Source organism: Marilutibacter chinensis (assembly GCF_021725675.1).
Lineage (GTDB): Bacteria > Pseudomonadota > Gammaproteobacteria > Xanthomonadales > Xanthomonadaceae > Marilutibacter > Marilutibacter chinensis.
In genome coordinates, this window is record NZ_JAKJPO010000003.1 from 374,664 (window position 1) to 388,579 (window position 13,916).

A 13,916-nucleotide genomic window follows, 5' to 3' on the forward strand; every position below is an offset into this window, starting at 1 on the left:
ATCAGCCGAGAGAGAGCACGTGGCCCTGATTTTGCCTGGCCACTTCCTGTTGCTGACGCTCCCGCTCCTGAGCCGCGAGCATCTCATGCCCCTGTTGGACCATGGCTTGTACGTCGGGTGACTGTTCGATCTCGGCACAAACCCGGGATATTTCGTCGTCGTTATCGGCATACAGCGCATCGGCGAGGCGATCCAGTTGTGGATCACCCGTACTTCCTGTTCGTTGGCTGTGCCGGTTGATCGGTTGTTCCAACTCCTGTGGCAAGCCAGAGCGATGATCGGGGTGATCTGGATGGCCTGGAGCGGGAGGACGCTCCGGCGCAGCGGGAGGCATCGGTTGGCCCTGCATGAAATGGTCCTGACGATCGACCTCCCGCGAGTGGGCAAGCGGGGCGAAATGCAGCGTCGCAGGGTCGATATCTCCAGTCTGCGGGATGCCGTGTTCGCGCTGAAAGTCGAGCAAAGCGCCCTGCATGCTGACGCGATAGACCCCATCTTGATCGAGAGGTCTTCCGCCAACGGCCTGATAGCCTTCGTTCGCCATTACCCGTTGAAGATCGCGGATGCGCTGGTTGGTTTCGCCCAGGCGGAAGGTGCCATCACCGACCACTTGTTGCGGTTCGACGTTCTCGCGGTGCTCTGCTTCTACTGGCAATCGTCCGCTGACTAGGTCCGACACGTAGTTCTCAAACTGCTGGTAATAGCGGGTATCCATCTCCATGTGAACATGCACGGCGCCCGTCTGTTGTCTACCTTGCGTTCCAAGCGCATCTCCGTATTCGACGGTCTGCCCTTCCGAAACCGCAATTGGATTCATGTGACGGATACGAGCTACTACATCCCCGCCTTGGCGATCAAGGATGTCGACCAAGCCTTCACGCTCGCTCACACGGCCGATATAACCAGAAACAGGTGAAGGCACGTCGACGGCTCGCGCCGCCCGGGACATGGATGGATGGTTCGGATCTTCCAGGATGAAGTCCTTTTTCAATAGAACTTGGTCTGGATTCAGGCCAAATGTTCTCCCATCCCGCGCCACTTCGATCTCTTGAAGCTCGCCGCCGATATAGGCATGCGCACGTCGTGGCTGGCCGTTGATGATCACGCCATCTTGCATCCTCGCATCACGGTTCGCTCCGGGGTGATGTGTTGCAAGGCTGTCGAAATCCGTTACCGGCTCATTGCTCTGCAGGCCATTCGGAGGCCTTGGTGGACCCAACTGGATGATGCGATAAGTTGATGGGGCTTGATCGTCAGTCATGGCAGTACCTCGCGGTTTCCTTCCCTATTCGACCTTATACAGGTCGGTTCGCACGTCTCCGCACCTGAAGTAGCTTGATGTGCGCTCTTCGGCGGCTTTGTACGGCTCCCAACTCAGTCGCTCTTGCTGAAGCTCCAATAGGTACGCTTCAACTTCAATCCCCGTGTCATCTGCTGGTATTGAGTCAATGCCGACTTGTACTTCTACCCGCCAGGAGCCATCGCCCAGGCTTGCAATTTCCCTGACGGCGTTGAAGTTGCCCTCGCCATACTCGGAATATTCGTGGATCAGCCTCGGCGTGATCACAATGCTTCCGACCATCGATATCCACCCATCATCGGTTTCGCCGATGTCTTCAGGGAGCGCACGATATCTGTCGCATTGCGCACGACCCGTAGCATCATCTTGATACCAGACTCCATGCAGCACAGTGGGCAGCGCAACCGGCTGACTCTGTGAGGCAAGGGGAGCGGCGGGAGTCTCTGCGGGTGCCGGCGGCCTGACATTCCGAGCGCATCCAAGGCCACTCAGGGAGAGAGCCAGCAGCCCCGCAAGCAGGGCTACACGCCTATTCGGGATTCGTCGGCAGCGAGCGGATCGTGGTACGGGTTGTGCCGTACCGCTATGCCAATGGAGGGCGGATCGGTGAGGGCTCGCAGCCATTGGGTGTCCTGTTCGTCCTTTCAGGTATCTCGGAGTCTAGCCAAATATTGACTCTGGTCCTACACGCTTCGGGTAGGAATTTTCCTATGTGGCGTCGGATAATGGCTCGGCGTCCATGAAACTGCCCTGTCACTGTGGCGAAGCTGGATGGTGACCTGCGACTCCTGAGGGCACAGGTCGTCAGAAGTCACACAGATTCCAGTTGTCTGGATGCTCCCAGACGCTTTCTTCCAGTGGTCGTTGTAGCAGGAACTGACCGTTCGCCGGGTTGAAGTTGCGAACGATGCGGATCCTAATCCGTCCCGTCTGCTCGTTCGCCTGTTCGGTGTAGCCGGCGTATCCCAATCCATGGCGGACCGTGCACAGGCTGGCCCCGATCTGCCGCTTGGCGGGGGCGCTCTCGGCGTTGGCGCGGGCTTTGACCCTTTTTTGCTCCAGTTGAGCTTCCTGCGCCTGCCTCCCCGCCAGGGCTCTACGGGCATTGGCCTCGGCAACCGACTGCTGCCGGATCGTGAACTTGACCGGCTGCTGCTGTTCTGGGACGCGGAATCCCTTGTCCCAGTAGTCGACCGAGTCGCAGGGTTCGTCGCTGGCGAGCCAAGTTTTGGGTTGGAGTTCGAAGGTTTCGACATCGACAGCCGCATAGTGACGCACTCGCGTGTCGCACCTGTACCCGCGGACGTAGGCGTAGAAAGGCCGACGCTCGGCCTTGTTCTCCAGAATCAAGGGGATCAAAGCGTAGCGTCGCCCATCGATCTGCGCCTCCCGGGCCACCCGATGGGTGCCGGCAGGCACGATCCAGAACTCCCCGGTTCGCAGGGGGTTGGCTGGACGCAGGGTCAGCCCATCGCTGGTGATCTCCATCTCGATCGACGGATCGACCGGGACAGTACGGCCTCTTTCCTTCGCCAGCCCGCTTGCCGGGAGCATTCCCAGTACGAGGCTCAGCAGGACCAGTCCGGGAGCGATCCTGCGCCACATGAGGGTCGTCATGCGTCCTTTCATGCTTATGGAATCTATAAGTAGACTACCTATAAGACTGTAGAGCTTTAGCTGCCGGATTTCTAGGGTGACGGCCATGACCGCCACCCTTCCTCAGCGCCTGGGCATGGCCTTCCGCAAACGCCGGGAGGCGCTGGGTTACAGCCAGGAGAGCTATGCCGACGCGATCGGCATGCATCGCACTTACTACAGCGCGATCGAGCGCGGGGAGAAGAACCTGCAACTGGATACCCTGGAGCGGGTCTGTGAAGGCCTGGAAATCCCGATCTGGGAAGTCCTCAAGGAGGCCGAGGGCAGGCCGTAGCCCCGCAACACCCGCGTCAGGGTAATTTGGCAACAAGCTGTTGCCCAATTGGATCCTCTTTCAGGCTTCGGCCAAGGCAAGATGCCGAAATTGTCCAACAGGCTGTTAGCCAATTTCCCCAAGGGCACAATCTGGCGTTCCTGACTACGCGCTCTTGACCAAGCAGAACGCGCTGCATAGGTTCCTGCACCAACTGGCACAGTTATCCCTGTCAGCGACCCGAAAAGAGTCGACTAGCCATGTCAGAGCCGCGCTTTCATCAGCTGAGCCTTGAGCTCAAACAGGAATATTTCCGGTAGATAATCAATCACTTACCGATCGCGCAGGCGTCCCTGACATGGTTAGCCTGCCTCGACAGGTTCGGCCACCGAGGGGCGGGGCGGAGCCGGAATCCCGCGTCGCGTGAAGGCACGGCCGGCGGTCTGGCCTCCCCGGCCCGTCCGGCCGTGCCGGGAGCGGCTCGATCGCAGGGCGTCCGCCTCGCGACATCCCGCACCGATGCCCGGCGTCGATGCAGCGCGGCGCATGCCTGCATGAATGCCGAAGCCGGATGAGTTCCGACCGCGACTCCCGCCGAAAGGCAAAGCAAACGAGCGGCTCGTTCATTCGATCCGGTGACGCCAGGCCGAGGCGCGATCGCGGTTCGGATCGTCGGCGCCTGAAGAAGGCGCCTGAAGAACATGTCTTCGCTCGATGCAATCAACCTCTCGCATTGACATCGCGTTGACGCGATCTTCACCGGAATCCCTTCACCACGCGTAGACATCGGAACCCAAAGCGTGATTTTGCCCACGCAACGTTCGACGTGCGGTGGACATGTCACCGACGCGCTGACATACCTACGTCGACGGCCGCTGCCGCGCCACTCGACCTCACTCTCCAGGAACCACCGGAAGCCGCGAAAAAACCCGACCCCGACTCACGAAAACCAGCAAGGCGGACTTCTCGCACAAGGATGAGGTGAGGACCGGCGCGACATACGGAACACGTTGCTCCCGCCCCCACGAAAAGGAACTTCGATGAACGAGTCATCCCGGGTTTCGCTGCCCCTGACCGTCGCCCAGCGCGGACTGTGGGTCGGCCAGAAGATCGCTTCGGCCGACGCCACGCTCAACATCGCCGAGGCGATCGAGATATCCGGCCCGATCGACCCCGTGCAGTTCCGGCGTGCGCTGCACCAGGTGGTCCGCGAAGCCGAAACGCTGCGCGTGCAGGTGATCGAGGAGGAGGGCAAGCCGCGGCAGATCGTCCGGCCCGCCCACGACGGCCCGTCCGACGACGAGCTGCTCCACGACGACACCTTTCCCTTCATCGATGTCAGCGCCGAGACCGATCCCCGCGCGGCGGCCGAGGCGTGGATGCGCGCCGAGCTGGTCCGGCCGGTCGACCTGGCGCGCGATCCGCTATGGGTCGCGGCATTGTTCAAGGCCGCCGAGGACCGCTACTTCTGGTATCAGCGCGCGCATCACGTGGTGTACGACGGCTACAGCGGCGGCATGGTGGTCCGGCGCGTGGCGCAGCTGTACTCGGCCTATGTCGCCGGACGCGAACCGGAACCGTGCGGGTTCGGTTCGCTGGCGGCGCTTGTCGAGGCGGAGGCGGCGTATCGCGAATCGAAGCGGTTCCAGCGCGACCGCGAATACTGGCTGGAGCAGCTCGCCGAACTGCCGGAAGCGGTGACCCTGGCGCGCGGCGTCCGCAGCAACGAGGGCGGCCTGCGCCACAGCATCGGCTATCTGCCGATCGCGCAGGCCCGGCAACTGGACGAACTGGGCCGACGGCATTCGGCCAGCCTGCCGCAGGTGATGATCGCCTTGATCGCCGCCTACTTCCATCGTGCGACCGGCGCCGACGATCTGGTATTCGGCATGCCGGTGTCCGGGCGGGTCGGCGCCGCCCTGCGCGCTTCGCCCGGCATGGTCGCCAACGCGGTGACGATCCGCCTTTCGTTCACGCCGGAGTCGACCGCGGCCGGGCTGTTCGCGCAGGTTTCGAAGGTCGTGAAGCAGGCGCTGCGTCACCAGCAGTACCGCTACGAGGACCTGCGCCGGGATCTGGGGCTGATCGGCCAGGACCGGCACATCGCCCGCCTGGGCGTCAACATCGAGCCCTTCGACTACCAGCTGGATTTCGGCGGCGCCGGGGCGACTTCGCACAACCTCTCCAACGGCTCGCAGGAAGATCTCACCGTCTTCGTCTTCGATCGCGGCAACGACAGCGACCCGTGCATCTACTTCGATGCCAGCCCGTCGCTCTATCCGATGGCCGAGCTCGACGAGCACCGCCGCCGATTGATGCGGCTGATCGACGCGGTGCTGGCCGATCCCGGGCAGCCGCTGGACCGGATCGACATCCTGGGCGATGCCGAGCGCAGGCGCCTGCTGATCGATTTCAACGACACCGCCGCTCCGCTGGAGGAAACCAGTCTGCCGCAGCGGGTCGGGCGGCGGGCGGCCACGACCCCGGAGGCGGTCGCCGTCGTCTCCGGCGACGCCGTGTTGACGTACCGCGAGCTGCATGAGCGCAGCGTCCGCCAGGCGCGCCGGCTGATCGCCGAAGGCGTGGGGCCCGGCGACATCGTCGCGGTCGCACTGCCGCGCGGCGAGCAGTTGCTGATCGCGTTGCTGGCGATCATGCGCAGCGGTGCGGCCTACCTGCCGATCGATCCGGACGGTCCCGCCGAGCGGGCCGCGATGATGCTCGAGGATGCCGAGCCGGTGGCGATGATCGCGCTGCCCGAACGGCATCCGCGCCATGCGGGCGGCGGCCTGTTGCTGCTGTCCCCGGAGGAAGACGGAAGGGTCGCGGACCTGCCGAAGGAGCCCGACCTCTCCTCGCCGGAGGCGACCGCCTACGTGCTCTACACCTCCGGCTCCACCGGACGCCCCAAGGGCGTGGAAGTGACGCACCGCAACCTCGGCAACTTCCTGCAGGGCATGCAGGCCGTCCTCGAGCCGGAACGGAGCGACCGCTTCCTGGCCCTCACCACGGTGTCCTTCGACATCGCCGCGCTCGAACTTTTCCTGCCGCTGGTGACGGGCGCGCGGGTGGTGATTGCCGGCGCCGGAGTCGCGCACGACCCACCGCGACTCGCGCGCCTGATCGGCGAACGCGGCATCACCCATGTGCAGGCCACGCCTTCGCTCTGGCGGGTGCTGCTCGCCAGCCGGGAAGCACGGCTCGACGGCGTCCATGCGCTGGTCGGTGGCGAGGCATTGGGCGCCGCGCTGGCCGCCGAGCTGAAGCGGCGCGCGGCGCGCGTCACCCAGTTCTACGGACCCACCGAGACGACCGTGTGGTCGACCGCTTTCGACCTGGACGAGGCCGCGACTCCGGACGGAGCAGGTGCGCACGCGCCTCCGATCGGCCGGCCGATCCTGAACACCCGCCTCTACGTGCTCGACGGCAACCGGCAGCCGGTCGTCACGGGCGCGATCGGCGAGCTGTACATCGGCGGCGCCGGCGTGGCGAAGGGCTACCTGCGCCGTCCGCAGCTGAACGCCGAACGCTTTCTCGACGACCCCTTCGCCGCCGACGGCAGCCGCATGTACCGGACCGGCGACCGGGTCCGCTGGCTGGAAGGCGGCGTGCTCGAGTTCATCGGCCGCGTCGACGACCAGGTGAAGATACGCGGCCATCGCGTCGAGCTGGCCGAGATCGAGCACCAGCTCCTGGCGTGCACGGCGGTCGCCGCCGCGGCCGTCGCCGCGCATCGCGACGCGGAGAACGGCACGGCGCTCGCCGCCTACCTGGTGCCGGTCGGGGACGACCGGCCCGACTTCGCCGCCGTCCGCGGCGAGCTGGCGCGACGTTTGCCAGAAGCGATGATTCCATCGAGCTTCATGTGGCTGGAGCGCCTGCCGCTGACATCCAGCGGCAAGCTCGACCGCAAGGCGTTGCCGGTGCCCGAGCACCGCAGCCGCGCTCCCTACACCGAGCCCGCGACCGCGCTGGAGAAGAAGCTCGCGGCGCTGTGGCGGGAGGTCCTGAGGCTGGAACGGGTCGGCGTCCACGACAACTTCTTCGAGCTGGGCGGCGATTCGCTGAGCGCCGCCGAGATGATCGCCCGGTTCCCGGAGTACCTCTCGATGGAACTGCCGCTGGCCAGCGTGTTCGAGGCCTCCACCATCGCGGGGCTCGCGGCCAGCCTGCAGAGCGCCGATTCGCGAGATGCCGCCGGCAGCGATCCGCTGGCGGCGCTGCTGCCGCTGCGGGCGACAGGCGGGGAACGGCAGCGTCCGCTGTTCTGCATCCATCCCGTGGTCGGCCTGGGCTGGGCATACACCGCGTTGCTGCGCCATCTGGACCCGGGGCTGCCGGTGTACGGGCTGCAGGCGCGCGGCCTGCGTGGCGACGGCGCATTGCCCGCCAGCGTGGAAGAGATCGCCGCCGACTGCATCGAACGCATGCGCACCGTACAGCCGAAGGGGCCATACCGGCTGCTCGGATGGTCGCTCGGCGGACTGATCGGCCACGGCATCGCCGCGCGGTTGCAGGCAAGCGGCGAACAGGTGGAACTGCTGGCCATGATGGATGCATATCCGTTCTCCCCGGAGCGCGAGCACACCGATCGCGATCCATCGACGGAAGCCGGCGAGGTACGGGCCGCACTGCGCTTCCTCGGCTTCCACCGCAAGACCGGGGACCACCCGCCCGCGACCATGGACGCGCTGGCCGACTGGCTGTGCCGCGAGTACGACGTGCTCTCGCTGCCGCTGGTGCAGGAGATCATGAAGCGAGAGCCGCGGTTGATCGAGCACGTGGCCATGGTGACCCGCAACCACCTGCGCCTGGCCCGCCGCTACGTTCCCGGACGCAGCGCGCCCGGACGGATCCGCAGCGATCTGCTGTTCTTCCGCGCGGCACGCCAGGCCAGCGTCGACCTGGAAGGTTTGATGCACTACCACCCGACGGCGTGGCATTCCCATTTCGATGGCGAGGTGACCCTGGACGAGATCGACAGCGACCACCAGTCGATGCTGGAACCCGCTGCCGCGGCGCAGATCGGCCGGATACTGCAGGAGAGGCTCGACGGGTTGCGCCGGTCCGACGACCCGACATCGGTGCGGACGCCGGCCGCGTCCGGACTGCGGCCGGCGGCGGCGGCGGCGGAAACCCTGCTGACGATCGGCGGCTGATTGCGATGACCGTACGCAAGCCGATCGCGATCTTCACCATCGGTACGCAGGGCGACATCAGGCCCTGCGTGGCCCTCGGCCGTCGCCTTCAGGACGCCGGCCATCCGGTACGCATCGCCACCAGCGACAACTTCGCCGGGCTGGTCCAGGACGCCGGGCTGGAATTCTTCCGGTTGACCAGCAATTTCCAGGCGCTGCTGGAGGCGGATCGCAGCATCGCCGACCGGGGCCTCGACACCCGGGCGATGGCTCGCGTGTTCCGCGAGACGTTCGCCGGGTGGGCGAAGCACTGGGTGGACGAGGGACAGCAGGCCAGCGAGGATGCCGGTCTTCTGATCGGTGTCGGCAACAGCACGCTGCTGGCCAAGTCGCTGGCCGAGGCGCGCGGGCTGCCCTTCGTCGGGGCGCAGCTGCAGCCGCTGACGCCTTCGCGGATCCTGCCGCCGATGGTGCTCGCGGGCTCGGGGCGCAAGCTGCCGCCGGCCCTGAACATGGGCGCCTACCACCTGCTGCGCCTGCTGGTCTGGTACGTGATGCGGCCGGCGATCAACGACATCGTGCGTCCGCGACTGGGCCTGCGCCGCCATCCCTGGTACGGGCCGTACTTCCACGACGGCGGCGAAGCCAACCGGGTCGTCTACGGCTTCAGCCGCCACGTGCTGCCGCGTCCGGCCGACTGGCCCGAATCGGCGCAGGTGGCCGGCTACTGGTTCCACGACCAGCCGCACTGGCAGCCGTCCGACGACCTGCGGCGCTTCCTCGACGCCGGACCGAAGCCCGTCTACATCGGCTTCGGCAGCATGGTCACCAGCGAAGCCGTGGCATTCACCGACACGGTGCTCGAAGGGCTGCGCCGAAGCGGGCAGCGCGCCGTGCTGGCGACCGGCTGGGGCGGCCTGGATCATGCCGAAGGCGCGCACGACGACCGCAGCTTCTTCATTCGCCAGGCCCCACACGACTGGTTGTTCCCGCGCATGTCGGCGGCCGTGCACCATGGCGGCGCCGGCACCACCGCGGCCGCGGTGCGCGCCGGCATTCCGTCGGTGATCGTGCCGTTCTATGGCGACCAGCCGTTCTGGGCGCGATGCCTGCAGCGCATCGGCGTCGCCCCGGCGGCGCTGGACCGGCGCAAGCTGCGTGCCGGGGACCTCGCGGCCGCGCTGGACGCGACGCCGCAGCTGCGCCGGGCCGCGGCGGCGCTCGGTGCGCGGGTACGCGCCGAAGACGGGGCGGGTGCCGCGGTACGTTGCCTGCAGGACTGGGGACTGCTGCGACCGTCGGCGACAGCGGAAGCTCCGGTCGAACCGTTGAGGAGTACGGCATGAGCCGCCGTTTCCTTCATGCCGGCAAGATGCGTCTGCTGCCTGGGCAGGGCTTCGGCGAGCAGTTGCCGATCGGAACGGATCGACGCCCCGTCGGGAGCGATGGGCGATGAAGCGTCCAATGACCCTGTTCGAACGCGGGATGTACCTGGGCGGGCGGACTCCGGTCGCGATCGTGTTCCCGGCCAGGATCCGCGGACGGCTGCGCGAGGAACGCCTGCGCGATGCACTGGCACGGGTGCAGGCCCGGCACCCGCTGCTGCGTTGCCGGGTCGTCCCCGGAGATGGCGGAGGGCGCGACGATCGGCCCTGGTTCCAACTGCAGGAACGGCCCGCGCCGGTGCCGTTGCGGATCGTCGAGCGCACCGGCGACGAACACTGGCGGCACGAGAGCCGCAACGAATGGAAACAGCCGTTCGATGCCGACCTTCCGCTGATCAGGGTGACCTGGCTTCGCGGCGCGGAAACCAGCGAGCTGCTGCTGGTCTGTCATCACTGCATCTGCGATGGCAGGTCGATCATCGTCCTGCTGCGCGACATCCTGCTGCTGTGCGGACGCCCCGATCAGGACATCGGCACCCGGACGTCGCTCCAGCCCCTCGAGGAGATCCTGCCCGAAGCCGTGAGGCGCAATGCACGCCTGCGCTGGCGCACGCGCTGGAAAGCCGCCCTGTTCGCCTTGTTCATCCGCTGCCGGCGCCCCCGTCCGGCATTGACCTATGGCGGGGTCTACGCGATCGGCTGGTCGCTCGACCGTGCGGCCACGCAGTCTCTGGCGAAACGTTGCAAAGCGGAGCGGGTGACGATGTTCAGCGCGCTTTGTGCCGCGTTCGTGGCCGGCTTCGACGCGATCGCCGACGGGCGTGGCGGACGCAGGTTCGCGGTGCCGGTGGACGTGCGCCGGTTCCTGCCGGCACTGGATGCCGACGGCCTGTTCGCGATGGCGCCGACCATCGTCCTGTCGCCGCGTGCGCCACGTGCCGGCCTGCCGTCCGACACGGAGTTCTGGGCGCTGGCGCGGACCCTCAAGGCGGACATGGACGACAGGATCGACCGTCTGGGACCCCGGGTCCACGAGAATCTGGTGGGCATGGAACGCCTGCATGCGGTGTTCGACCGGCTCATCGCCTACGGACAATCCAGGCCATCCGGAGACGACGTCACGTTGTCCTGGCTCGGGCGTCTCGACCTGAAGCAGGACCACGGCGACTTCCACCTCGAAGCGGTCCACAGCCCGACCGCGATGCTGGCCCCGACGCCGGCCAACCTGGTCACGATGTGCGGATTCGACGGCGCCCTCGACTTCGCGCTGACCTCGGATGACCGGTCGCTGCCGGTCGAGCAGGCGCGGACCGTCAGGGACGGCGCGATGGCCGCATTGCATGCCGCCCTGAGTCGTCCGCAGCCGGGCACCCGGACGGCGGAGCACCCCGCACCCGTCGTCCGCGAAACCGGCCATCGCAACCATGGGTTTTCCGCGCGGGGCGCACGCAGCGATCCGCGCGCCCCGGACGGACTCCCGCCACGGCAACCGCCGGCCGTCGCGGACGCTCTTCCGCACGCGCGTCGCGAACACGCCGACCGCGCAGGCCCGGCCCCGATGGAGTCGGCCGATCCGTTGCCGGAGGCAAACCCATGATGCCCTTCGGCCTGATCTTCGTGCTCTATCAGCCATCCGCGGAGTTCGTCCGCAACCTGCACAAGGCGCGGGCGATCTGCCCGGTCGTCGTCGCCGTCGACAACTCGCCCGAACCGGACCTGCACCTGCACGAGGCCCTGCGCCAGGGCGGAACGACGGTGATCGACAACCGCAACCGAGGCGGGCTTGCGGGGGCCTACAACCGCGGTGCCGAAGCCCTGCTTGCGACGGGCTGCGAGGTGATCTTCCTGCTGGACCAGGATTCGGAGATCGACGCCTCCTTCTTCTCCGGGATGATGCGGGCCTGTTCCGGTCTCGGTACCGACACCTTCCTGCTCGGCCCGAAGATCCACGAGATCAACCTCGGCAAATGCATGCCGGCGATCCCGCCCGGACGGCGCTTCCCCAGGCCCAGGCGCATCGACGATGAGACCGACGGACTGTTCCCGACGCTGTTCGTCATCTCTTCCGGCACGGCCCTGTCCGCCGGCGCGTACCGGAAACTGGGTGCCTTCCGGGAGGACTACTTCATCGAGTACATCGACATCGAGTACGGCCTGCGCGCATCCAGCCGGGACGTGCCGGTGTACATGAACGCCGCGGTGACGATGCGCCAGACCACCGGCCACATCGTGCGTCACGGCAGACTCTTCACCACCCATCACGCCGCCTGGCGGCGCTATTACGGCGCGCGCAATGCGGTGCATGCGCTGCGCCTGTACCGGTCGAGGTGGGCGCTGCACTGGCTGCCGGGCCTGCTCGCCCTGCACCAGGCGCTCTGCGTGACGCTGTTCGAGGACCGGAAGGTCAGGAAGCTCGTCGCCATCGGTTGCGGCTACCTGGACGGCATGCTCGGCAGGCTGGGACCGTTCGAGATCCGGCATCCGCGGATCTTCGCCTTCTGCGCCGGCCGCGCCCACCCCGGCACCGCGCTCCAGCGCGACGCATCGGAAGCCACCGGGCAGCAGCCATGAGGAGGGAACTGTCCACCATCGAGCACCTGATCGACGGCAACATCACCTACGTCGTCGGACTGGAGGGGCCTCTGACGCCCGAGCGGCTGCGCCCGGCGCTGGCCCGGGTGCAGCGCAAGCATCCCGCGCTGCGGATGTTGACCGGCGAGACCGGCCGCAGACGCTTCTACGAGATGGACGCGGCACCGGAAATTCCGCTGCGCGTGGTCGACATGGACGCGTCGAAGGCCGGCGCGCATTCCGCCGGCGGTACCGCGATGGACGAGCTTCGCAGGCGTGAAATCCAGGCCGAAGTGACGACGCCGTTCGCGGACGACCAGCCCCAGCTGCGGGTGGCCTGGCTCAGGCCCGCGGACGGCGCCGGTGCCACGGAGAGCGAACTGCTGGTCACCGCGCAGCACCGCATCTGCGATGGCATGAGCCTGCTGACCATCGTCAGGGAACTGTTGCAGGCGCTCCATTCCGATGCGGAGCTGGTCCCCTACGCGCCGATCACCACGCGCGACATCATCGGCGAGCTCGACGCCGGCGGCCGTCGTGGCAACGGCCTCTGGAAACGCAGACTGGCAGCGGGCGCGGTGAATGCGCTGCTCGCGCTCGTGCCTCCGTCCGGGCGACCGCTCGAGCATCACGAGATTCACCTGGAATGGTCGGCCAGCCAGATGCTGTCTTCCGCGCTGAGGCAGCGGTGCAGGATCGAGAGCGTATCCGTCCATGCCGCCCTGCTGCTGGTGTTGCGCGAAACGCTGCAGTCGGTGCTTGGCCGGGACGGACCGGACTGGATCGAGTGTCCGGTCGACGCCAGGCGCGGCCGCCTCTCCGTTCTCAGAAGCGACATGCTGTTCTTCGGCGGCGGCAGCTTCAGGGTCGACGCGCGGCAGCCGCCGGCAACGGATTTCTGGGCGCAGGCGCGCGAGATGAGCCGCGAGATCCGCCAGAAGGTCGATCAGGATGTGGCCGGGATCCCCGCCCGTTACCAGTTCTGCGAGATGCTCACGCCACCTTCGGCCGGCAGGATCCGCTCGATCGTACGTCTGGGAGATGCGCTGAGCCGCAACGCCAACTGGGACCGGTTCTCGTTCTCCAACCTCGGCAACATCGTGCTCGATGATGTCGTGCCTGAGGACGGTGGGCCCGACGGCATCGTGCCGGATGACACGAGCGCAGGCACACGCCCCCGCATCCGGGTGACACGCTTCGGCCTGCACGTGCATTCATTCGCCACACGTATCCTCGGCCTCATCGCCTTCTCGCTGCACGGCCAGCTGCATTTCATCTACACCGGCGACGAAAAGTGCCTGGACCGCCGCCGGGCCGAGGCGCTGGGACATGCGTTCATGACCCTGCTGGAGCGGCATGTCGGTCAGGGCATGGCCACGTTTCAGGAGGAATCCGTCCGCGACCGGATCGGCACCGGGTCCGGTCCCGGCGGGGTCGAAGCGGGATAGTGCCAAGCCAGGACCCGGCAGCGGACCGCCGGGATTACGCTCGCGCCAGCTGGAGCTGACCGGATCCGGCGCCGTACCCCATCACCCCATCGCCCCCGTCCCGGGCCGGATTCCCGGACACGAGGAATGGGGGCTCGTACCCGGACCGCTGGCCGACAATCCCCG

The 13,916-nt window shown here is 66.8% G+C and carries 9 protein-coding genes; 6 read left to right on the top strand and 3 right to left on the bottom strand.

Translation table 11 applies throughout. The features are described from left to right. Position 1 precedes the first annotated feature (1 nt). The 3 genes from L3V18_RS07405 to L3V18_RS07415 form a co-directional block, all read right to left on the bottom strand. Entirely contained in the window at positions 2-1,261 is a 1,260-nt protein-coding gene (locus L3V18_RS07405; protein WP_237054034.1) for a peptidoglycan-binding protein, read from the bottom strand. Between the two features lie 24 nt (positions 1,262-1,285). Beyond that, on the bottom strand, positions 1,286-1,582 hold the full coding sequence (locus tag L3V18_RS07410) for a hypothetical protein (RefSeq protein ID WP_237054035.1): 297 nt from the start codon (positions 1,580-1,582) through the stop codon (positions 1,286-1,288). A 522-nt stretch (positions 1,583-2,104) separates the two neighbouring features. After that, positions 2,105-2,917: a hypothetical protein gene (locus tag L3V18_RS07415; RefSeq protein WP_237054036.1), complete on the bottom strand. Its 813-nt coding sequence runs from the start codon at positions 2,915-2,917 to the stop codon at positions 2,105-2,107. An 85-nt stretch (positions 2,918-3,002) separates the two neighbouring features. On the opposite strand from L3V18_RS07415, the gene L3V18_RS07420 reads away from it, so the two are divergent. From L3V18_RS07420 to L3V18_RS07445, 6 genes are all read left to right on the top strand, one after another. Next, the gene (locus L3V18_RS07420) at positions 3,003-3,230 is read left to right on the top strand and encodes a helix-turn-helix domain-containing protein (RefSeq protein ID WP_237054037.1); all 228 of its coding nucleotides are present in this window, start codon (positions 3,003-3,005) and stop codon (positions 3,228-3,230) included. 1,019 nt (positions 3,231-4,249) lie between these two features. Continuing rightward, entirely contained in the window at positions 4,250-8,368 is a 4,119-nt protein-coding gene (locus L3V18_RS07425; protein ID WP_237054038.1) for an amino acid adenylation domain-containing protein, read from the top strand. Positions 8,369-8,373: 5 nt separating this feature from the next. After that, positions 8,374-9,693 carry a glycosyltransferase gene (locus L3V18_RS07430; protein WP_237054039.1) on the top strand — a complete coding sequence of 440 codons (1,320 nt, stop codon included), beginning with the start codon at positions 8,374-8,376 and terminating at the stop codon, positions 9,691-9,693. Between the two features lie 118 nt (positions 9,694-9,811). Next, complete coding sequence (locus L3V18_RS07435) at positions 9,812-11,329, top strand: condensation domain-containing protein (RefSeq protein WP_237054040.1); 1,518 nt, start codon at positions 9,812-9,814, stop codon at positions 11,327-11,329. Continuing rightward, entirely contained in the window at positions 11,326-12,303 is a 978-nt protein-coding gene (locus tag L3V18_RS07440; protein ID WP_237054041.1) for a glycosyltransferase, read from the top strand. The genes L3V18_RS07435 and L3V18_RS07440 overlap by 4 nt, the downstream gene beginning before the upstream one ends. Further along, positions 12,300-13,751, top strand: coding sequence for a condensation domain-containing protein (locus tag L3V18_RS07445; protein ID WP_237054042.1), 1,452 nt, complete (start codon positions 12,300-12,302; stop codon positions 13,749-13,751). Before L3V18_RS07440 ends, L3V18_RS07445 begins: the two co-directional genes overlap by 4 nt. Positions 13,752-13,916 lie beyond the last annotated feature (165 nt).